This window comes from Cypionkella sp. (assembly GCF_030652235.1).
Taxonomy (GTDB): Bacteria; Pseudomonadota; Alphaproteobacteria; order Rhodobacterales; family Rhodobacteraceae; genus Cypionkella.
This window is the reverse complement of sequence record NZ_JAUSBA010000018.1, coordinates 99,854-117,359: the sequence shown is the minus strand read 5'-3', so window position 1 is coordinate 117,359 and position 17,506 is coordinate 99,854. Positions and strand designations below refer to the sequence as shown.

Genomic DNA, 17,506 nt, shown 5'->3' with positions numbered 1-17,506 from the left:
CCAAGCACCAAATCTGGTATCCAGATTTCACTGACGCATAGGATGTGCGCCGATCAACCGGGTTTACCCCCAATGGATCGAGCTTTCTATGGCCCAGAATAATTACACCCTCTCTGCTGCATGGCTTCCGGTCGCTACAGGCCCCGGAAACGCCACCTTTGAAACCGACGATCATCCCGGCGAGTGGACAGTAATCAGCTCTGCCAGCCCAGCTGGTATTGTTGGCGGCGCAAAGGTCGAGCGGGAAAAGGCGGTGTCTTTGGCGCTGGTCGCAGGTGAATACCTTCACTTGCGCGGGCGCGGCGGTGTCTATGTCATTGCTGACACGCTGGTGTAACCATGCGGGTGGGGGCAAACAGAGGAAACGCAAGGCTTGGGCGGATTCTGACAGGCCACGGCTTGCTTCGCAGCGTATCCATCCTCACCCTATTCGCCCTTGGTGAGCCGGGCGCGTGGTATGACCCGTCCGACCTGTCAACGCTGTTTCAAGACGCCGCTGGCACCACTCCTGTTACGGCATCCGGGCAACCTGTTGGGCTGATGCTGGATAAGTCGGGGCGCGGCAATCACGCAACGCAAGCCACAGCAGCGTCACGGCCAACGTATCAAACCAGCGGCGGGCTGAGTTATCTCGCGTTCGACGGCGTTGATGATTTCATGGTCACAGGGACGATCACGCCGGGAACGGATAAGGCACAGGTGTTCGCCGGGGTGCGGAAGCTGTCGGATGCGGCAGTTGGGGTGCTACTGGAAAGCAGCGCAAGTATTGCAGCAAATAACGGTGTGATTGGTATTGTCGCTCCGCTAAACACCACAGGCAGCACGTTCGGGTTTGCTAGTAAGGGTACCCTGTTTAGTGCATGGAGCGTTTCTGGCGCGGGTTTTGCTGCCCCCAGCACCGTGGTTTTGACTGGCTTGGGCGACATAGCCGCTGACAACCAGATTTTGCGGCTAAACGGTGCGCAGATAGCTTCGGCAGTGGCAGACCAAGGCACAGGAAACTACCTCGCCTATCCGATCTACATCGGTCGCCGAGGCGGAACGTCGCTGCCATTCAACGGCAACCTCTACGGCTTAACCTTCCGATTTGGCGCAAACCTGACCGCCGCCCAGATTGCCAGCACTGAAACCTACATGGCCGGAAAGACAGGGGTCGTATTATGATTATCACCATCGCAGTTCCAGCAGCACACATCGCAGACGCCAACCAACTCGCGATGATCCTCGGCTATGGCCCAGCCGACGAACTGACATACCGTGAACCACAATGGCAGGACGCCGCTGGCAACCTCTACGCAGCGGCGTCTCCACTCGTGGGGGATAACTTCATCGCCAACGCACAGGCCACGCTAACCCGCCCCGGATGGGACGTGGAGCCGTATGCGATCAACATGGCCGGGGCAAACCGTGCGCAGGCTCTTGTCGTGCTGTGGCTGGCAGGTTCAGAGACAGCGGCACCACTGGCAGCCAACGAGGCGATCACAGCGATTGGCGGCATGGATGGGCTGGCAGCGCTGGCTCTGATGGGGCTGGTTAGCGTTGTGCAGGATTTGGGCTGATGGAAATGCTCCGCCAGACACATTCAAAACGAGGTCGATATGCCCGCTGAAAACCAATCCTTCTGGGCTGATCTTCTGCAAGCAATCGCTGCGTCCAGCTTGTTCAATCTGGCGGCATGGGGTGCTATCGGCGGGGCCACTTCTGGCCTGATTATCAAGGTAGCCCGCCGCGATCTATTCCGGCACATCGCCATTGGCAGTCTCGTTTCGACAGGCTTGGGGGCGCTGACGTGGCCCTTCCTGATGTGGTCGCTCAAATTGCCGCTTGATGTAATGACGCCTGCCTTTGGGGGCGTAGCTGGGTCAACCGCTTACCTCGGTGGAGTCCTGATCCCCGGCCTTCTGGAAGTCTACCTGAGGGGCATGAAACGGGGGGTTCTGCCCGCCAATGATGGGGGAAAGCCCGATGTTTGATCTGCGCAAGATCCGCCGCGACAGCAGCTCGGACATTGACGATTTCTTGCACCGTCTAACATGGGGATGCGTTTTCTCCCTGATCATCCTTTTCCTGCCCCTGATTGGAGCCTGACATGCAGCAACTTCCTTGGATAACCGAGCTTGAGAAGGTGCTGGGCTGGCATGAGGCCCGCGACCACGACAAGTTGGCGAAGTGGCTGCGGTCGGATGGCAAGACGCTGGGCGATCCTGCAAAGCTGCCGTGGTGCGGCGATGCCGCTGACACCGCGCTTTATCTGGCGCTGCCGAAAGAGCCCCGGCCCGGCGATCTGGGTCGCAACCCGTATTGGGCGCTGAATTGGTCATATCTTGGTGTCTCCTGCATGCCGCTCTATGGTGCGTTCGCCGCGTTCAAGCGACCCACAGGCGGGCACATCGGCGTGCTGGTCGGGCAGGATGCTGACAATTACTGCGTCCTCGGCGGCAATCAGGGTGACAGTATCTCTCGCACTTGGATTGCAAAGGATCGGTGCAAGGCAATCCGCTGGCCCTCGACCTATGCTAACCCCAAGATCCCGCTGCCAGTGCTTAAGCGCGGCGCGGCTGTGTCGAAAAACGAAGCATGATGCGGCCTTGGCTCATTCTGGGCGCGCTGGGGGCCGTTCTGATGGCCTTCGGCGCTGGATACCATAAGGGTGGCTCAGACTGCGAGGCGGGCCATGTAGCCGCCGCTCTGGAATCCGCAGAGCGCACCGCGATCAAACAGCGCGAAATCCTGACCGCAGAGGTGGACGCGCGCCAATTCGCCCTAGCCCTAGAGGATCAAGCCCGTGCTGAACCTGTCCAAAGCCATGCTTGCCTGCCTGCTTCTCGCGTCCTGCGGCTCAACGAATATTCCAAGCCCTGATCTTCCGCCTATCCCCGGCCCGCAAGTGCTACCGCCGCGCGCGATGGACGATGCAGAGATTGAGGTGTTCTGGGGCCGTGATCGGGCTAACCTCGGCATGTGCGTGGCGCGCGGCTAAGGCGTCTCCTGCGGTGTTGGGGGCGGGGCATCGAGCGGCATCCAGCAACGCGGCTGCTTGGGGTGATAGCGGAAATCATCGCCTTCAGCATCATCCCAGCAATCGTGTTCGCAGTTCCAAACCGCAACTTCATATGCGCCATTCACATAGATCAGGCAGCAGATTTGCTCGTAGCTGCTTTTTCCGGGTTTAATTGGCAGCGCGTCAACAGTTTCAGTCCACATCACCGCCCCTCCGTGTCTGCGATCAGGTCAGATAGGCGCAGCATGACAAAACCTGTCGGTCCATCCTGCCGCATGTTAGCCCTCATCTTGGCTGAGTAATCGCGCAGAACGGGGCGCAGTTTGGCCTGCTCAATCCGCATTTCATAGATCATCTGGCGTAGTTCTTGCATCGCGGCGGTCTGTGGGTGGGTCATGGGGTGGCCTCGCTGTTGAAACCGTTACGAACCGATGCAGCCATTCTCCCGAGTGCGGCCGGATCACCGACGAAGTAGAGAAATGTCAGCAGCAGAATTATGGCGATGGTGTCCTTCACAGCGCATCTCCTTTGCGGGCGCGGATGGCATCATCTATGATCTTGGCCCCGGTCGCAAAGCCTTCGAAGCCGTTTGCGCATCGCCATTGATCACGAAGCCCGCGCGCAATCCTTGCACACGCCTCCCGTTCCGCCTCCACCGCCTTCGCCACGGCGGCTTGCACGGCGGCGTTATGCAGATCGACGCGCATGTATTGGATGGCTGCGGATGCTTCCGGCTTATCAACCTCTGCGGCACAAAACCATTCGCCAGCGCCGGGATCGCCTTGCTCGGGGTATATCCAAATCGTTTCCGGATTGATCGCGGCGCGGGTCACAGGTTGTTGCTTCGGGAATTGCTGGATTTTCTCAAGCGCCGACAGGGACCGCGCGGCTAGGGCGGGATCGGGGGTGGAAGTCATGATGGCTTCCTCATTTTCTGAATCGGCCTGCCAACGGCAACCGTGTTTTCGCCGGTCCGCACCGCCAGCTTTCCGTGCATATCGGTGGGTAGGCTTTGGCGGCGCACATCGGCTTCCTCGACGGTCGGCCCTTGTGCGGTGATGCTGCCGGAAAGCTGGACGGTGACGATGGGGTGCCAGGGATCTTCGATCATGCAGCCACCATCTGCTTGCGCCAGTCGAAGAAGCCGAGCGCCCCCTTGACCGGGATAAACTCGACGGGCTGCACATTGCGCAGAACGAAGCCATAGGTGCCAAAGAACCACGGGCTGTCGCTTGCCTCAACGCAGTCCACGATTTCAGCCGTTCCAATGATGCCACCGCGATCTAGCAGAAACTCCGCAGCTGTCACTCCAAGCCAGCGGTTAAGCCATACCTGATCGACGGCCCCCACATTCCGCTGGATGAAGCGATTTGCATCGGAATATTCATCTTTCGTCATGCCCTTGGCGGCATGGATGCAGATCGGCCCGCGCTGCTTGGTCGGCCAAGAGCGGTTCTCGATGTCTTTGCCGGCGTTGATGATCGCCCATGCCCACGGCTGGCGGATCGACAGGGCGAGTTGCGGAAGCGCGCTCATAGCGCATCACTCCGGCCAGCCGGATTATTTCGCACCTCAGCACGGGCCTGATACCTGCCGCCGATGGGCAATCCGTGGTTGATTGAGTTGCCCTCGAGCGCATAGAGATCCTTCGCCACCGACACCTTGACGAAGCTGCGGAATCCGGGGTTTGCGACGGGCCCAACCCTGTGCATCACGGTCTGATCAAGCCGCAGAAGGTGCTTGTTGGAATAGATGTGGTGCCGGAAGCGATCAGTTTCGCAGATCAATTCCATTTCTGGAATCGATCCAACATGATCGGCGATGAAGCTCACCTTCTGCGTTTCGCGCGACCAGAACACAGTCGGATTTCCGTCCGACCAGATGTAATTCAGATCATCGGTCAGGAAACCGTCAGAGTGCCATCCGGGACGATTGCCGGGGCTGTCCGCAGTTACCCAAAGGCGCTTTGCCGTCAGATAGACATAGCTGTCGGGCCACAGATCGGCGTCGGTATCGACCACATCGTCGATCACCGCGTTGATGATCGGCATGAACTGCCACAGATTTGGCGGCATCGTCACCACCAACTGACTGGGCAGCTTGATCGGGCAGTAAAGCCAAGCCATCTGCTCCACTGGCGAAATATCGACCAAGCCCAGATCGACAGGGAGGCTGCCGTAGATTGCATCAGTCCGCATTTGTGAGATCCTCGAAGATGTAGAGCCCCAACTCTTGTTGGACATGGACGGCGCAGAAGCCGCGATAGAACAGGCCGGTCCTCGTCTGGCAGGCGGGTATCCACCACGGCCCAGAGCCAGAACATGCCGCCCTGATCGGCCATGCGGATGATTTCCGCGCCCTTTGGCAGCCTCATGGTGAATTGCTCCAGCACCGGCATCTGATATTTGAAGATCACCTTGCCTGTGGCGGCCGACATTTTCTTGCCGCGCAGGGTTTCATCCCATTGATCGGTTTGCGGGATCATGCGGCCACCACTGGCATTTCATCCCATGTGCGACCGTCGAGCGTTCGGCCGGCAGCCTTCTTGCCGATGTTCATATCTGGCGGCGGGCAGCGACCCTGCATATCGGTGAAGCGCAGGGCGTCAGAATGCCAGTTGCCCCACTGCTTGAAGTGGAATGCCACCCCAGCGGCAACGCATTGATCGCGGATCGGGCGAACCCATTGCGGGTCGCATGGCCGCGCGCCTTTGCCACTCTCGCCGCCGACGATCACCAGATCGACCGGCCACATCGCATTGATGCCATGCGCGACGGTGACACCGCGCAGATCCACCGGACCAAGAAGCGGCTCCATCGAAAGAAAGCGGATGCTGGCTGGCGTGGCGATCAGTTTAGGAATGTCGCGGTCAGCTTCTTCCTGATTGACCACTGTTGCGCCCAGCCAGACGTTTTTGGGAACGCCATTGGGAAACATCATCGCGAGGTATTGGCGGGCATTGCCGATACGCTTGGTCAACAGCATCCAGATCAGGTTGGGTGTTGCTTCGATCAGCGCGCCGAGGTCGCGCCGCCATTGGGGCTGAATGCTGGTGTGGTTGTCGAACACGTCAGCAAGAGACGCGCAGAACACGCGATGAAACTCACCAAGGGCAGCCGCAGCTTTGTTCCAAGCAATCGGTTTCCGCCAGTTGGCTGCGCTGGTGCGGGTGCGCTGCGCATGTGGACCCCAGCGGGTTTCGGCCTGTTGCAGCCCGCGCGCATCCCACACCTCGGCGTAGCAATGATCGCAGCCCGGCCCGACCTTCGTGCAGCCGATGTGGGGATTAAAAGTGTGTTTGGTCCACTCGATGTTTGAGTTCTCAGCCATGACGCGGGCCCACCCCACCAATGCGGACGATCACCCGGTCAAACGGCGACAGTTCAGCCCCTTGCGGGCAAACAGCCAAGCGAGCCTCAAGGCCATCGACGCTAACTCGCGCGCCCTGTGTATCCATGCCCGCCTCCAGTCCGAGAAACTGAAAGGGCAGGCCGCAGTCCGCGCACTTGATGCGAACGTCAGCCGTGAAATAATCGACGGGGGCACCTTCGCTCTTTGTGATCCGACCGACCGAGACATTCGCCCCAAAATTCATATGCTGGCACTGATCAGCCATTGGCCCGCCCCTTCTTTGCTGCCCGCTCTTGGGCGCGGCGCACTTGGCGCGATGGTGCCGAATCGGGATTCGGCTTGGAGGCCTTGTGCCAATCCTGACGCCGCCGATACTGCTGCCCGGCGCTCAGATCGCTTGTGCGCGGCTTTCTCCGGGCGATGGCCGCGACGATCAAAACGACAGCCGCAAGCGCTGCGGTGATCCAATGTCCCGCGTCCATCACCGGCCCTCGATCCAGCGTTTAGCATCCTCGGGCGTGCAGCCGTGATTGGATGCGACACGGCGGTAGAGTCCGTGCGTGTCAGCCTCGGACAGCACGCCACCAACAGCATGGCGGCGCGCGACAGCTGCGCGGGTGTCGAAATCCTCGAAAAGCGGTTTCAGGAGGTAATTGGTCATAAGTTGCCCCGGTTGATTTGAGGCTCATTTTGCATCACAAAGATGGGGCTTGGAATAGTAAAATAATCAATATTTGTTGGTTATTGCTAAGACGACGAAACCCGCATCGGAATTCGCTTACAGGGCCCGCCAGCCGATGTCAGAGCGGCAAAACCCGTCTGGCCAGTGCAGCAGATCAATCATCGCATAGGCCCGGTTGCGCGCATCGGCCAAGCTATCGCCGCGCGCCGTGATGTTCAGCACCCGGCCGCCATTGGCTGTAACCTGACCGTCCTTCATCGCCGTGCCGGCATGGAAAGCCATATGACGGCTGTCTTCGGGCATCCGCTCCAGCCCTTCGATCACCGAGCCCTTCTGATACGCCCCCGGATAACCCTTTGCCGCCATCACCACGGTAATGGCATGATCCTCCGCCCAGTTGACCTGCGCTTTATCCAGCCGCCCCTCAGCACAAGCCAGCAACAAATCCAACGCCTGCGCGCCCAGACGCATCATCAGCACCTGTGTCTCAGGGTCGCCAAACCGCGCGTTATACTCCACCAGCCGACCCTGACCGTCCTTGATCATCAGCCCGGCATAAAGCACCCCCTGATAGGGCGTGCCGCGCCGGGCCATCTCTGTGATCGTCGGCAAAATGATCTCATTCATCGCGCGCTGGGCCACCGCATCGGTCAACACCGGGGCGGGGGAGTAGGCCCCCATGCCACCGGTATTCGGCCCGGTATCGCCATCGCCCACCCGTTTGTGATCCTGCGCCGTGCCAATCGGCAACGCGTGCACGCCATCGGTCAGGATGAAGAAACTGGCCTCCTCGCCGGTCATAAACTCCTCAATCACCACTTCCGCGCCAGCCGCGCCAAACTCGCCGCCGAACATATCGTCAATCGCAGCAAGGGCCTCGGCCTCGGTCTCAGCCACAATCACACCCTTGCCCGCCGCCAAGCCATCGGCCTTGACGACAATCGGGGCCCCCTGCGCCCGGATATAATCCTTCGCGGGCCCCGCTTCGGTAAACCGCGCATATGCCGCTGTAGGCGCGCCGCAAGCGGCGCAGATTTCCTTGGTGAACCCTTTCGAGGCCTCCAACTTTGCCGCCTCAGCACTCGGCCCAAATGTCAGAAATCCTGCCGCCCGCGTCGCATCCGCCACCCCCGCCGCAAGTGGAGCTTCCGGCCCGATAATCACAAAATCAATGGCATTTTCGGCACAGAACGCCACCACCGCAGCCCCGTCGAGAATGTCAAAATCCGCACATTCCGCCAGCATCGCGATCCCAGCGTTCCCCGGAGCCACGATCAAGCGATCCGTCTTCGGGTTCTGCTTCACCGCCCAAGCCAAAGCATGTTCGCGCCCGCCTGACCCCAGAATAAGGATGTTCATAAGCTGCCTCCGCTTGGCTTGTGGATAGGGCCGTCATAAGGTCTGCACCAACAGGAGGCAAGGATGCGTAACGAAACCTTGTGGGCGCGGTTGCAGGCCGTTGATTTGCTCAATGTTGATGATCTTATCTTGCCAACATCATGGCTTTTTGGCGGGAAACCGCTGTCTGACCATGTAAAGCTGGAAATCATTGAGGAACTAAGACGTTTTTTCTATCTCTTAGCCGTCAGCAATGAAGCATTGGTTCCCAGTCACTTTGTCGCACTGGCCCTACAATGCTTGCGCCCGCTACACATGATGATGCTTTCTCAAGCGATTGGCCAGTGCCGCATCTTTTTGACGCCAACAATAGTTCCCGTCGCCCTGCGGGAGGGTTATCGTCGGACCTTAGAATTACGTGCTATGGAATTTGGTCCGGTAGACCCCGAGCATATTTGGCCCCAACCATTTTCAATGAAGTTGCAACTGCTTGGTTGGACCGCATTGGCCGCTGGTATCGCTTTTGGCATTGCCGCTCGTTATGGCTTTCCGACGTTGGCTGTTTCTCTGATCTTGCTTTTGACGGGCGGATTTCTTTGGTTTACCGAAGGCCCTTGGCCAAGGAACCTTCCCTTTCGTAAGGGATTTGTGGCAAAGCTAGGCGCATGACCGATATGTTCGAAGACACCCCCGCGCCCTCCAACTCCCCGGAATTCACCGTCTCGGAACTTTCCGGCGCGGTGAAGAAGGTGATCGAGGGCGAATTTGGCCTTGTCCGGGTGCGCGGCGAGGTTGGCCGGGTCAGCCGCCCCGCCTCGGGCCATCTGTATTTCGCGCTGAAGGACGACCGGGCTTCCTTGGATGCCGTGTCATGGAAGGGCCAGGTCGCCAAGATGCAGGTCCGACCCGAGGAAGGCATGGAGGTGATCGCCACCGGGCGGATGACCACCTTCCCTGGCCAGTCGAAATACCAACTGATCGTCGATGATGTGGCCCTGGCGGGTGCGGGCGCTTTGATGGCGATGCTGGAGAAACGCAAAGCCGCGCTGGGCGCCGAGGGCCTGTTCGACCCCGCCCGCAAAAAGCCGATCCCCTATCTGCCGCACGTCATCGGCGTCGTGACCTCGCCCTCTGGTGCCGTCATCCGCGACATCCTGCACCGCCTGCGTGACCGCTTTCCCCGCCATGTGCTGATCTGGCCCGTCGCCGTGCAAGGCCAGAACTGCGCGGCGGAAGTCGCCGCCGCCATCAAAGGCTTCAACGCCCTGCAACCCGGAGGCCCGATCCCGCGCCCCGACCTGATTATTGTCGCAAGGGGCGGAGGCAGCCTTGAAGACCTTTGGGGCTTCAACGAAGAAATCGTCGTCCGAGCCGCGGCAGCGTCAGAAATACCCCTCATCTCTGCCGTAGGCCACGAAACCGACACCACCCTGATCGATTACGCGTCAGACCTGCGCGCGCCCACCCCCACCGCCGCCGCCGAACTCGCCGTCCCGGTGCGCCTCGACCTGATTGCCACGCTCGATGCGCTGACCGCCCGCCAATCGCGTGGAGTGGCGCAAACCCTGCAACGCCGCGACCAACGCCTGCGCGATCTGACCCGGGCGCTGCCGCGGCTGGAAACCCTGCTCGCCACCCCCCGCCAACGCCTTGATACCGCAAACCAACGCCTTGGCGGCGCACTGGGCATAGCGGCGGCAAAAAAACGCGGCACCTATGCCACGATCGCCTCGCGCCTGCGCCCCGAAGCCCTGCTGGCCCTGATCGCCCGCCGCGCCGAGGCACTCAGCAACGCGGGTCTGCGCCTTCATGACCGCACCGCTCGGGCGCAAGAACGCAAACACGCCAGCTTAGACAAATGGGCCTCGCGGTTAGCTCCCGCGCTCACCCGCCTAATCAGCGATGCCACCCGCAAAACCGCCGAAGGCCGCATCAAACTGGCAGCCCTCGATACCCGCCTGCAAGCCGCCCCGACCCAACGCTTCATCCGCTTGTCGCAACGCCTCGACGCCCTCGACCGCACCCGCACCACACTGGGTTATGCCGAAACCCTCAAACGCGGCTACGCCGTGGTGCGCGGCGACGGTCATGTCATCACCAGCAAAACCGTCGCTGAAAAAGCCCTAACTCTCGAGATCGAATTCGCCGATGGCCGAGTCACCCTAGGTCCGCGCGCGTCAAGAAAACTCAAGCCGGGGGGCTCAGAGCAAGGCAGTTTGTTTTAAGCGCCTGCCCGACAACCGAATTTCAAGCACGAAAGTTGTAGCGCGGAGCCGTATAGGCCTAAGTCTGAAATTAGAAGTATGGCCGCAACGGTGGACCCTCCGGGGGGGGAGTATTTCAGAAAGAGCAATGACTTCAGGCTTGCTCTTTTTGAAATACTCGCGCCGCAGGCATCTAACGCTGCAGCTCAAGATCGAGCTTCAGTATTGATCCCCGGCAGCGCCGCTGAGCGGGGCCTCGATGGCCCCCGAGGCGGCTCCGGTTAAACGGTCAAACCCCGACCTGCGGCCCCATGCAGCCCATAGGTCCAGCGCTTTGCGCCACTTCGGACAGATCAGACCCCGCGCCGTCGCCGATGAATTCAGCCTTCATGCCGGTGCTGCCCAAGAAAAACAGCCAGCATTGCGGATCGTTCGGATCTTCATAGACAAAACAAATCTGCGGGCCTTTGTCATACCAATAACCCTCGCGGCATTCATCCTCGGTGAAGGCCCAGACCACCTTGCGATCCGGTTTATACTGCTCGGTGCCATACACCGTGCCGTCAAGCGCATAGGTCAGGGTTTTGCCCGTCACATAAGCCTCAAACGCCGTCGCCGTCATAGGCGCGCTCGGGCGCACTGGGCTGGGCAGCACAGGGCTTGGCGGTGGCGGCGTTTCGGCCAAAACCGGGGCTGCAAACGCAAGGAAGGCGAGGGCGAGGCAATGGCGCATGAAAATCTCCGTTGCCGCGATCCTGCCCGCAGCCCGGCGAGAAATCCAGTGACAGCTTCGTGTCCGCTACTGCCAGCGCCTCAGATGCGGGCGGATCGCGCGCTTCCAGAGCGGAGGGCAGAGCGCGATCATACAGGCCAGCGGCAGCGGCCAAGGCAGGCGCGGCGCGTCTTCGGCATCCGGCAAGCGCAAGGCAGGGTAGGGGCGGCCGGGATGCGCATGGTGATCGGAATGCCGCGGCGCGTTCAGCATGAAGGCGGCGGAAAACCAATGCGGCGCGTTCCAACTGTGCCGGGCCGAGACTGGCTCAAACCGCCCATCCGCTTGCACTGCCCGCGTAAGCCCATAATGCTGCACATAATCCGACAGCATCAACTGGCTTTGCGCATGAGTTGCCAGCGCCGCCCAAGCCAAAGCCCCCCAAACCCCAGCAATCACGAAACCCAAGGCCAGACACAGCCCCGCCACCCCAATATAAACTGCATAGGGATGCAGCCCGACTTTCCCGCGCTCGCGCAACGCATCCTCCGCCGCCCAGCCGCGCCGAAAACTGCCGCCCCAGGCCCGGATCAAAAACGCATAATAGCCCTCACCTGAGCGCGCCGTATTCGGGTCCTGCGCCGAAGCGGCATGGCGATGATGCACCAAGCGGTGGGCCGAAGTGTGATGGCCAAACAGCAGCCAGCAATACACCAGCGCGCCCAGGCGAAACAGCCCGCGCCCCGGCCGATGGATCAACTCATGTGCCGCAGGGTTCGCCACTTGGCCCAGCCACAGCCCTGCGCCCGCAAACACCGCCACCCGCGCGCCAGCCGAAAGCCCACTCTGCCCGGCAACCGCCCAAACGGCGGCAGGCATCAGTGCCAGCGCGCCAAGCCCCAATACCACCAGCAACGCATCCGCTGCCGGAAACTCCGCTCCCTCGGGCGCATCGCCCAAAAACCAACTGCTAATCTGGTCCAAACAGGCGGCAAAGCCGGTCATATAGGTCAGTCCTGCTACCCCCCACCACCCACCCCATGCCACGCCCGCGCCAAACAGCGCCAAAGGCAGCAACGAGGCCAGCGCGAACAGCGCCATAGGCAGGGGACGTGAGCTAACAGCTTGCATGGTCGGCAATCTAACAGGAGAAATCACAAGGGCCAGAGCCAACAAGGGTCAAAGGCAAGGAGCCGCAGATGCCAGACGACGTGCCCCTGCTGCTGATCCTCGCGGGCTCTGTTTCGGTACCTATTGGGTCATCGGTGCCGCGCGTGATCAAGTCGGCTTGACCGGATCTGTTTTAAAGACAGCATCGACAGGTCTGCTCGCCGTCGTGGCTTTCACCCATCCGACCAGCATTTCTCCGTTGATCGGCCTCGGCCTCGCGTTCGGCGCGCTGGGCGATTTTGCCCTGACCCGGCGCAGGAAGACCGCGTTTCTGCTCGGAATGGCCGCGTTTGCCGCAGGCCATCTCGCCTATAGCGCAGCGTTCTGGCTGCGCGCGCAAACTCTTACCGATACCTTACCACCCGCCGCTCTGTCTGGCCTAAGCCTTGCCGCCCTGATCGCGCTCGCTCTGCTGGTTCTTTCAACCGAAATCTGGCTGGCTCCCCGTACTGGCTCCCCGCACTGGCCCCCTGCGTTGGCCGGTGCGCGGCTATGTCATTGTGATCGGTCTGATGGGCCTGACATCCGTTCTGCTGGTGCCGCATCCCGAAACCGCCGGGGCGACATATTTGCAAATCGGGGCTGCCCTGTTCATCCTGTCCGACCTGCTGCTGGCACTACGGCTGTTCGTGGTCCCCACCGGAAAGACGGCGCAAAAGCTGTCGATTGCACTCTGGCCCGCTTATTGGTGCGGGCAAATGCTTATCTTGCACGGGTCTGGTCTCTATTGGCTGCCTTTCGGCGCTTAAACCCGTACCCGCCCTTTTCCCGACCCGATAAATCCCTTAGGTGAAGGAAACCTCAGCCAAAGGCCAAAACTCGCCATGTCCTTCTTCAAAAAGCTGAAAGACCGGATGTTCCGCTCCTCCGACAAGATCGGTGAGGGGCTGGAGGCTTTGGTGGCAGATCCCGGAACCACCCCGGAAGCCACGCCCGAGGCCAAACCCGGCCTGATCTCGCGCCTGATCGGCCGCAGCGACGAACCCCGCCGCCTGCTTGACGATGCCATGCTCGAAAGCCTTGAGGAATTGCTGATCACCGCCGATATGGGTGTCGATACCGCCACTCGCGTCACCGCCAATATCGCCGAGGGCCGCTTTGGCAAACGCATCTCCACCTCGGAACTGCGCGACGCCCTCGCCTCTGAGATCGCCCGTATCATGGCCCCGGTGGCTCGGCCCCTTCCGCTTTACCCACAAAAACCGCAGGTCGTGCTGGTGGTCGGCGTCAATGGCTCTGGCAAAACCACCACCATTGGCAAACTCGCCGCGCAATTCAAAGCCGCCGGAAAATCCGTGGTGATCGCCGCAGGCGACACGTTTCGCGCGGCGGCGGTCGAGCAGTTGCAAGTCTGGGGCACCCGCGCGGGCGTCCCCGTGCTGACCGCCCCCGAAGGCTCCGACCCCGCCTCGCTTGCCTTCGATGCGCTCACCAAAGCCCAAGCCGATGGCGCTGACCTGCTGCTGATCGACACTGCGGGTCGCTTGCAAAACCGTCAGGATCTGATGGAGGAGCTGTCGAAAATTGTCCGCGTCATCCGCAAGAAAGACCCGACCGCGCCGCACAACACTATCCTTGTGCTGGACGCCACCACCGGGCAAAACGCCATCAACCAAGTCGAAATCTTCCGCAAAATTGCCGATGTCTCAGGCCTTGTGATGACCAAACTCGACGGCACTGCCAAGGGTGGCGTTCTCGTGGCGCTGGCCGATAAATTCGGCCTACCGATCCACGCCATCGGTATCGGCGAGCAAATCGACGACCTCGCGCCGTTCGACCCCGACGATTTCGCCCGCGCCTTGGTAGGCCAACCCGACTAGGTCATCCTCTGTGCTCAAATATCCCGGGGTCCGGGGCTGGCCCCGGCGGTTAACCCCAAGCGCAGAGTGAATAATGTCAAACTGGCTCGTCTCGATCGCCGGCACCCCGACCGGCCAGCACCTCGCCCTTGCGCTGGCCCTGCTGGCCGCCGTCTTGCACGCCATTTTTGGCGCGCTGCAAAAGGGCAAGCACGACCCGTGGCTGTCGCGCGCTGTCATTGACCTGACCTATGGCGTGATCGCCGCCCCGTTTGCCCTATTCGTCGTGCCTTGGCCTGAGCCGCATATGTGGGCGATCTTTGCGGGCGCGTTCGTGATCCACGCGGTCTACAAACTGCTGCAAGCGATGACCTATGACCGCGGCGCTTACACCGTGGTCTACCCAGTTGTCCGAGGCACCGGCCCGCTGTTCACTGTAATTGGCGCTGGGTTGGTGTTCGGTGAAACCTACCATCCGCTGCAATGGTTCGGCGTCTGCCTGCTGGTGGCGGGGATCCTTGGCCTCGCTGTCTACAACCTGCGCCACCTCCAAGCCGAGCGCGACACCCTCGTCTCTGCGCTGACCTTTGCCGCCGCCACTGGCGCTTTCGTCGCGGTCTACACCACCTATGACGCTTGGAGCATCCGCGCCACCGCTGATCCGTTCACCTTCCTTGCATGGTTCTTCATGTTCGACGGCATCTTCATCCCCGCCCTGATGGCCCGCCGCATCGCATCCCTTACCAAAACCCAAGCGATCCCGCTGTTCAAACGCGGCCTGATCGGAGCCTTTGTCGCCTATTTCTCTTTTGGCTCGATCATGATCGCCACCCGGCTTGATCGTGTCGGCGAAGCGGCAGTGCTGCGCGAAACCTCGACCGTTTTCGCCGCCCTGATCGGCTGGCTTGTGCTGGGCGAGAAGGTCGGGCTTGTCCGCACTGGCCTGATGGCGCTGATTGCGTTAGGAGCAGTCGTGATGGAATGGGCGGGGTAGGGCGATGGCAACCAGTAAACTAAATCCAATGGTCAAGCTGGGCCTAGAGCTTGGCCCCATCGTGCTGTTCTTCGCGGGCTTCCGGTTTTTCAAAGACAAAACCTTCCACATCCTTGGCACTGATTATTCCGGCTTCATCCTGATGACGGCGATTTTCGTGGTGCTGATCATCGCCACCACCGCGATCTTGTGGAAACTCACGGGCACGCTGTCAAAGATGCAGTTGATGACGCTGATCTTGGTGATCGTCATGGGGGGCTTGTCGGTCTGGCTGAAAGACGAGCGTTTCATCAAAATGAAGCCGACGCTGCTCTATCTCGCTTTTGCCATCACCCTTGGCATCGGCCTTCTGCGCGGCCAGTCCTACCTGAAACTGGTGATGGAAGAAGCCCTTCCGCTGCAACCCGAGGGTTGGATGATCCTGACGCGTCGCCTCACCGCCTTCTTTTTCGCCCTCGCGATTGCCAACGAGGCGATCTGGCGGATGTTCAGCACCGACACTTGGGTGACCTTCAAAACCTTCGGCCTGACCGCAGCTTTGTTCCTGTTCTTCATCAGCCAAAGCGGTGTGCTCAGCCGCTTTGCGTTGGAACCTGACGCGCCAACCGACAACAGCTGACCGCTGTTGCTGCCGTAAACTCACCACAATCCAGCCCAACCCCGGCCAGATTGCGCCTTGAGAAAGAGCGCGGTCAACCGGGGGATGCGGAATGTTTGAAGCAATACTGGACAACGTCGCGCAGTTTTTCCGCAGCTTTCGCCGTACCTCTCCGTTTCCGGTTGAAATCCTGTTGCCCGGCCTGTTGATCCTGTTTGCATGGCCGCTGCTGCGGATCTGGCTGGACGATGCCAGCACCACCTTCATGGTCGCTTTCGTGCTGGGCATGGGGCTGCGTCTGGCGATGAAATCTCGGCTGATGATCAGCCGCACCCGCGCGCATGTTTCCGCCCCCGTCACCGTCGCGCTGATCCTGCTGGCAGGCCCCGGAGCCCTGGCTTTGCTGATCTGGAGCGCGGAACCTCTGCTGTGTCAACGCTTCCTGAGCCTCTACTTTGTCTTCGCCGCAGCGCTTTACACCATCGACGTGGTGGACGGGTCCTACGCCATCAACCGTCTCCGCTGGCCGCAGCCGGAAATGCGCGGCACCGATGCGGTGATGACCCGGGTGATGGTGATCTATAACCTCGCCATGGTCTTAGTGAATGAGACATTGATCCATCATGCCTCGCAAACCACTTGGCTTTTGTATTTCGGCCTGCTGCCCTTGGTGTCGAACCTGATCCGCACCGCCTTGGTGCGCAGCGTGCAGGAAGGCTACGCTTCGGCTTAAACCCGCTGCATCCGCCCAATCAACGGCCAGCACCACCCCGCCAGCAACCGTGACCACCGTGGATCACGCCGCTCGGGCAGCGCATTCCGCAACACCCCAAGCGGCAGTGAGCCGTCCAAAATCGCCCGATACAGCCCCAAAGCCCCCGGCCGCAGGTAAGGCGACCAATGGCTGATCCGCGCCGGAGCCTCGGGCAAAGCATGGCCCAACCGCGCCAACGCCGCCAAACTCGTGGGCTGATCCAACTGCAGATCGAGCCAATTCGCAGGCGTTTCGCGCAAGCCCTGCCCAATCGCGGTATCCAGACCCGCGCCTGCCAGCCACTCGAACAGAAAATCAAACAGATCATTCTCGCGCGTGGTGACATTGACCACCTGCACACTGCGCCCCGCAGCCGAGGCCATCGCCCGCATCGCCGGACGCCGCGTCTCTGCCGCCGCCAGTAAAATCAACCGCCGCAGAGCGCCGGGGCTGGCATAGGGCAGGGCGGCCAGCGCCACCCTGGCCCCCAAGCTATGCCCCACGACATCAAACGCCCGTCCCGGATCAAGGCTCTGCACCAGCTCCGCCAGTTCCGCCAAAGCCCGCCCCGCAACCCTTGCCCGCACACAGGCCCCGCGAAACCGCCCGCGCGCGGGCCAGCCAAAACCAATCGCCAGCGCCCGCCCGCCACTCAAGCCCAAATGCCGAGGCCAAGAGATCGCCGTCCAGTCCTGCACCGGCGGTTGCAACGAGAAGATATGCCGATGCGGGCAATTCCCGCCCGCAGCCCCCGGTGCAAAGCGATAGCCGTGGATCATCACCACCACTGGCGCGCCCGCAGGCAGGGCTGTCAATGCCGCCGCCAAAGCCGCCCGGTCTACCCGCAACCCCGCGCGGCCCACGTCGACACGCAACACCGCCTGATCCGGCATGACACAGTCT

Annotated in this window: 28 protein-coding genes and 1 pseudogene; 14 read left to right on the top strand and 15 right to left on the bottom strand. The window is 61.0% G+C overall.

The features are described from left to right. Positions 1-88 precede the first annotated feature (88 nt). The 6 genes from Q7V03_RS05170 to Q7V03_RS05145 all read left to right on the top strand — a co-directional run bounded on the left by Q7V03_RS05170 (position 89) and on the right by Q7V03_RS05145 (position 2,862). Positions 89-337 carry a hypothetical protein gene (locus Q7V03_RS05170; RefSeq protein WP_304924537.1) on the top strand — a complete coding sequence of 83 codons (249 nt, stop codon included), beginning with the start codon at positions 89-91 and terminating at the stop codon, positions 335-337. A gap of 62 nt (positions 338-399) precedes the next feature. After that, a complete protein-coding gene (locus tag Q7V03_RS05165) occupies positions 400-1,164 on the top strand; it encodes a hypothetical protein (protein WP_304924536.1) in 765 nt (254 codons plus the stop codon). After that, the gene (locus tag Q7V03_RS05160; RefSeq protein WP_304924535.1) at positions 1,161-1,559 is read left to right on the top strand and encodes a hypothetical protein; all 399 of its coding nucleotides are present in this window, start codon (positions 1,161-1,163) and stop codon (positions 1,557-1,559) included. Before Q7V03_RS05165 ends, Q7V03_RS05160 begins: the two co-directional genes overlap by 4 nt. Positions 1,560-1,598: 39 nt before the next feature. Then, entirely contained in the window at positions 1,599-1,973 is a 375-nt protein-coding gene (locus tag Q7V03_RS05155) for a hypothetical protein (RefSeq protein WP_304924534.1), read from the top strand. Positions 1,974-2,089: 116 nt separating this feature from the next. Beyond that, positions 2,090-2,581 (top strand): TIGR02594 family protein, encoded by a 492-nt coding sequence (locus Q7V03_RS05150; protein WP_304924533.1) that lies wholly within the window; start codon positions 2,090-2,092, stop codon positions 2,579-2,581. Beyond that, positions 2,581-2,862 carry a hypothetical protein gene (locus Q7V03_RS05145; protein ID WP_304924532.1) on the top strand — a complete coding sequence of 94 codons (282 nt, stop codon included), beginning with the start codon at positions 2,581-2,583 and terminating at the stop codon, positions 2,860-2,862. The genes Q7V03_RS05150 and Q7V03_RS05145 overlap by 1 nt, the downstream gene beginning before the upstream one ends. 114 nt (positions 2,863-2,976) lie before the next feature. On the opposite strand, the gene Q7V03_RS05140 is transcribed toward Q7V03_RS05145, so the two are convergent. The 12 genes from Q7V03_RS05140 to purD form a co-directional block, all read right to left on the bottom strand. Next, on the bottom strand, positions 2,977-3,204 hold the full coding sequence (locus tag Q7V03_RS05140; protein WP_304924531.1) for a hypothetical protein: 228 nt from the start codon (positions 3,202-3,204) through the stop codon (positions 2,977-2,979). Beyond that, positions 3,204-3,398 carry a hypothetical protein gene (locus Q7V03_RS05135; RefSeq protein WP_304924530.1) on the bottom strand — a complete coding sequence of 65 codons (195 nt, stop codon included), beginning with the start codon at positions 3,396-3,398 and terminating at the stop codon, positions 3,204-3,206. Before Q7V03_RS05135 ends, Q7V03_RS05140 begins: the two co-directional genes overlap by 1 nt. Continuing rightward, positions 3,395-3,517, bottom strand: a complete 123-nt coding sequence (locus Q7V03_RS05130; RefSeq protein ID WP_304924529.1) for a hypothetical protein — start codon at positions 3,515-3,517, stop codon at positions 3,395-3,397. The genes Q7V03_RS05135 and Q7V03_RS05130 overlap by 4 nt, the downstream gene beginning before the upstream one ends. Continuing rightward, on the bottom strand, positions 3,514-3,918 hold the full coding sequence (locus tag Q7V03_RS05125) for a hypothetical protein (protein ID WP_304924528.1): 405 nt from the start codon (positions 3,916-3,918) through the stop codon (positions 3,514-3,516). The genes Q7V03_RS05130 and Q7V03_RS05125 overlap by 4 nt, the downstream gene beginning before the upstream one ends. Next, positions 3,915-4,112: a hypothetical protein gene (locus tag Q7V03_RS05120; protein WP_304924527.1), complete on the bottom strand. Its 198-nt coding sequence runs from the start codon at positions 4,110-4,112 to the stop codon at positions 3,915-3,917. The genes Q7V03_RS05125 and Q7V03_RS05120 overlap by 4 nt, the downstream gene beginning before the upstream one ends. After that, positions 4,109-4,537 (bottom strand): ASCH domain-containing protein, encoded by a 429-nt coding sequence (locus tag Q7V03_RS05115; RefSeq protein WP_304924526.1) that lies wholly within the window; start codon positions 4,535-4,537, stop codon positions 4,109-4,111. Before Q7V03_RS05115 ends, Q7V03_RS05120 begins: the two co-directional genes overlap by 4 nt. Continuing rightward, positions 4,534-5,199 (bottom strand): hypothetical protein, encoded by a 666-nt coding sequence (locus tag Q7V03_RS05110; RefSeq protein ID WP_304924525.1) that lies wholly within the window; start codon positions 5,197-5,199, stop codon positions 4,534-4,536. Before Q7V03_RS05110 ends, Q7V03_RS05115 begins: the two co-directional genes overlap by 4 nt. Positions 5,200-5,482: 283 nt before the next feature. Then, on the bottom strand, positions 5,483-6,331 hold the full coding sequence (locus Q7V03_RS05105) for a phage Gp37/Gp68 family protein (protein WP_304924524.1): 849 nt from the start codon (positions 6,329-6,331) through the stop codon (positions 5,483-5,485). After that, positions 6,324-6,458, bottom strand: coding sequence for a hypothetical protein (locus tag Q7V03_RS05100; protein ID WP_304924523.1), 135 nt, complete (start codon positions 6,456-6,458; stop codon positions 6,324-6,326). The genes Q7V03_RS05105 and Q7V03_RS05100 overlap by 8 nt, the downstream gene beginning before the upstream one ends. A 151-nt stretch (positions 6,459-6,609) precedes the next feature. Next, on the bottom strand, positions 6,610-6,834 hold the full coding sequence (locus tag Q7V03_RS05095; RefSeq protein ID WP_304924522.1) for a hypothetical protein: 225 nt from the start codon (positions 6,832-6,834) through the stop codon (positions 6,610-6,612). Further along, on the bottom strand, positions 6,834-7,013 hold the full coding sequence (locus Q7V03_RS05090) for a hypothetical protein (RefSeq protein WP_304924521.1): 180 nt from the start codon (positions 7,011-7,013) through the stop codon (positions 6,834-6,836). Before Q7V03_RS05090 ends, Q7V03_RS05095 begins: the two co-directional genes overlap by 1 nt. A 117-nt stretch (positions 7,014-7,130) precedes the next feature. Next, a complete protein-coding gene (purD, locus tag Q7V03_RS05085; RefSeq protein ID WP_304924520.1) occupies positions 7,131-8,393 on the bottom strand; it encodes a phosphoribosylamine--glycine ligase in 1,263 nt (420 codons plus the stop codon). A gap of 63 nt (positions 8,394-8,456) precedes the next feature. Between purD and Q7V03_RS05080 the strand changes: the two genes are divergently transcribed. Continuing rightward, positions 8,457-9,041, top strand: coding sequence for a hypothetical protein (locus tag Q7V03_RS05080; RefSeq protein ID WP_304924519.1), 585 nt, complete (start codon positions 8,457-8,459; stop codon positions 9,039-9,041). Continuing rightward, entirely contained in the window at positions 9,038-10,597 is a 1,560-nt protein-coding gene (gene xseA, locus Q7V03_RS05075) for an exodeoxyribonuclease VII large subunit (protein ID WP_304924518.1), read from the top strand. The genes Q7V03_RS05080 and xseA overlap by 4 nt, the downstream gene beginning before the upstream one ends. A 268-nt stretch (positions 10,598-10,865) precedes the next feature. Here xseA and Q7V03_RS05070 read toward each other — a convergent pair whose 3' ends face one another. Both Q7V03_RS05070 and Q7V03_RS05065 read right to left on the bottom strand, forming a co-directional pair. Further along, the gene (locus tag Q7V03_RS05070; protein ID WP_304924517.1) at positions 10,866-11,309 is read right to left on the bottom strand and encodes a hypothetical protein; all 444 of its coding nucleotides are present in this window, start codon (positions 11,307-11,309) and stop codon (positions 10,866-10,868) included. Positions 11,310-11,375: 66 nt separating this feature from the next. Then, positions 11,376-12,419 carry an alkane 1-monooxygenase gene (locus Q7V03_RS05065; RefSeq protein WP_304924516.1) on the bottom strand — a complete coding sequence of 348 codons (1,044 nt, stop codon included), beginning with the start codon at positions 12,417-12,419 and terminating at the stop codon, positions 11,376-11,378. Between the two features lie 157 nt (positions 12,420-12,576). On the opposite strand from Q7V03_RS05065, the pseudogene Q7V03_RS23800 reads away from it, so the two are divergent. The 6 genes and pseudogenes from Q7V03_RS23800 to Q7V03_RS05040 form a co-directional block, all read left to right on the top strand. Further along, positions 12,577-12,867: pseudogene (locus tag Q7V03_RS23800) on the top strand (lysoplasmalogenase family protein); the annotation flags it as partial. Positions 12,868-12,907: 40 nt separating this feature from the next. Next, positions 12,908-13,207: a lysoplasmalogenase family protein gene (locus Q7V03_RS05060; protein ID WP_304924575.1), complete on the top strand. Its 300-nt coding sequence runs from the start codon at positions 12,908-12,910 to the stop codon at positions 13,205-13,207. 75 nt (positions 13,208-13,282) lie between these two features. Beyond that, positions 13,283-14,278 carry a signal recognition particle-docking protein FtsY gene (gene ftsY / locus Q7V03_RS05055; RefSeq protein WP_304924515.1) on the top strand — a complete coding sequence of 332 codons (996 nt, stop codon included), beginning with the start codon at positions 13,283-13,285 and terminating at the stop codon, positions 14,276-14,278. A 73-nt stretch (positions 14,279-14,351) separates the two neighbouring features. Beyond that, positions 14,352-15,251: an EamA family transporter gene (locus Q7V03_RS05050; RefSeq protein ID WP_304924514.1), complete on the top strand. Its 900-nt coding sequence runs from the start codon at positions 14,352-14,354 to the stop codon at positions 15,249-15,251. A 4-nt stretch (positions 15,252-15,255) separates the two neighbouring features. Beyond that, entirely contained in the window at positions 15,256-15,870 is a 615-nt protein-coding gene (locus Q7V03_RS05045; protein ID WP_304924513.1) for an inner membrane-spanning protein YciB, read from the top strand. A gap of 91 nt (positions 15,871-15,961) precedes the next feature. Beyond that, the gene (locus Q7V03_RS05040; RefSeq protein WP_304924512.1) at positions 15,962-16,582 is read left to right on the top strand and encodes a hypothetical protein; all 621 of its coding nucleotides are present in this window, start codon (positions 15,962-15,964) and stop codon (positions 16,580-16,582) included. Here the strand turns inward: Q7V03_RS05040 and Q7V03_RS05035 are convergent. Continuing rightward, entirely contained in the window at positions 16,579-17,496 is a 918-nt protein-coding gene (locus Q7V03_RS05035; RefSeq protein WP_304924511.1) for an alpha/beta hydrolase, read from the bottom strand. The two genes, Q7V03_RS05040 and Q7V03_RS05035, sit on opposite strands and share 4 nt — an antisense overlap. Positions 17,497-17,506: the final 10 nt, after the last annotated feature.

Excerpts from the sequence above, each read along its gene's own strand:
- ftsY (WP_304924515.1), top strand. The coding sequence starts at position 13,283 with ATGTCCTTCTTCAAAAAGCTGAAAGACCGGATGTTCCGCTCCTCCGAC.
- Q7V03_RS05145 (WP_304924532.1), top strand. The coding sequence starts at position 2,581 with ATGCGGCCTTGGCTCATTCTGGGCGCGCTGGGGGCCGTTCTGATGGCC.
- Q7V03_RS05080 (WP_304924519.1), top strand. The coding sequence starts at position 8,457 with ATGCGTAACGAAACCTTGTGGGCGCGGTTGCAGGCCGTTGATTTGCTC.
- Q7V03_RS05090 (WP_304924521.1), bottom strand. The coding sequence starts at position 7,013 with ATGACCAATTACCTCCTGAAACCGCTTTTCGAGGATTTCGACACCCGC.
- Q7V03_RS05155 (WP_304924534.1), top strand. The coding sequence starts at position 1,599 with ATGCCCGCTGAAAACCAATCCTTCTGGGCTGATCTTCTGCAAGCAATC.
- Q7V03_RS05105 (WP_304924524.1), bottom strand. The coding sequence starts at position 6,331 with ATGGCTGAGAACTCAAACATCGAGTGGACCAAACACACTTTTAATCCC.
- Q7V03_RS05115 (WP_304924526.1), bottom strand. The coding sequence starts at position 4,537 with ATGAGCGCGCTTCCGCAACTCGCCCTGTCGATCCGCCAGCCGTGGGCA.
- Q7V03_RS05110 (WP_304924525.1), bottom strand. The coding sequence starts at position 5,199 with ATGCGGACTGATGCAATCTACGGCAGCCTCCCTGTCGATCTGGGCTTG.
- Q7V03_RS05120 (WP_304924527.1), bottom strand. The coding sequence starts at position 4,112 with ATGATCGAAGATCCCTGGCACCCCATCGTCACCGTCCAGCTTTCCGGC.
- Q7V03_RS05070 (WP_304924517.1), bottom strand. The coding sequence starts at position 11,309 with ATGCGCCATTGCCTCGCCCTCGCCTTCCTTGCGTTTGCAGCCCCGGTT.
- Q7V03_RS05035 (WP_304924511.1), bottom strand. The coding sequence starts at position 17,496 with ATGCCGGATCAGGCGGTGTTGCGTGTCGACGTGGGCCGCGCGGGGTTG.
- Q7V03_RS05170 (WP_304924537.1), top strand. The coding sequence starts at position 89 with ATGGCCCAGAATAATTACACCCTCTCTGCTGCATGGCTTCCGGTCGCT.
- Q7V03_RS05045 (WP_304924513.1), top strand. The coding sequence starts at position 15,256 with ATGGCAACCAGTAAACTAAATCCAATGGTCAAGCTGGGCCTAGAGCTT.
- Q7V03_RS05125 (WP_304924528.1), bottom strand. The coding sequence starts at position 3,918 with ATGACTTCCACCCCCGATCCCGCCCTAGCCGCGCGGTCCCTGTCGGCG.
- Q7V03_RS05150 (WP_304924533.1), top strand. The coding sequence starts at position 2,090 with ATGCAGCAACTTCCTTGGATAACCGAGCTTGAGAAGGTGCTGGGCTGG.
- Q7V03_RS05050 (WP_304924514.1), top strand. The coding sequence starts at position 14,352 with ATGTCAAACTGGCTCGTCTCGATCGCCGGCACCCCGACCGGCCAGCAC.
- Q7V03_RS05100 (WP_304924523.1), bottom strand. The coding sequence starts at position 6,458 with ATGGATACACAGGGCGCGCGAGTTAGCGTCGATGGCCTTGAGGCTCGC.
- Q7V03_RS05065 (WP_304924516.1), bottom strand. The coding sequence starts at position 12,419 with ATGCAAGCTGTTAGCTCACGTCCCCTGCCTATGGCGCTGTTCGCGCTG.
- Q7V03_RS05140 (WP_304924531.1), bottom strand. The coding sequence starts at position 3,204 with ATGTGGACTGAAACTGTTGACGCGCTGCCAATTAAACCCGGAAAAAGC.
- Q7V03_RS05135 (WP_304924530.1), bottom strand. The coding sequence starts at position 3,398 with ATGACCCACCCACAGACCGCCGCGATGCAAGAACTACGCCAGATGATC.
- Q7V03_RS05160 (WP_304924535.1), top strand. The coding sequence starts at position 1,161 with ATGATTATCACCATCGCAGTTCCAGCAGCACACATCGCAGACGCCAAC.
- Q7V03_RS05095 (WP_304924522.1), bottom strand. The coding sequence starts at position 6,834 with ATGGACGCGGGACATTGGATCACCGCAGCGCTTGCGGCTGTCGTTTTG.
- purD (WP_304924520.1), bottom strand. The coding sequence starts at position 8,393 with ATGAACATCCTTATTCTGGGGTCAGGCGGGCGCGAACATGCTTTGGCT.
- xseA (WP_304924518.1), top strand. The coding sequence starts at position 9,038 with ATGACCGATATGTTCGAAGACACCCCCGCGCCCTCCAACTCCCCGGAA.
- Q7V03_RS05040 (WP_304924512.1), top strand. The coding sequence starts at position 15,962 with ATGTTTGAAGCAATACTGGACAACGTCGCGCAGTTTTTCCGCAGCTTT.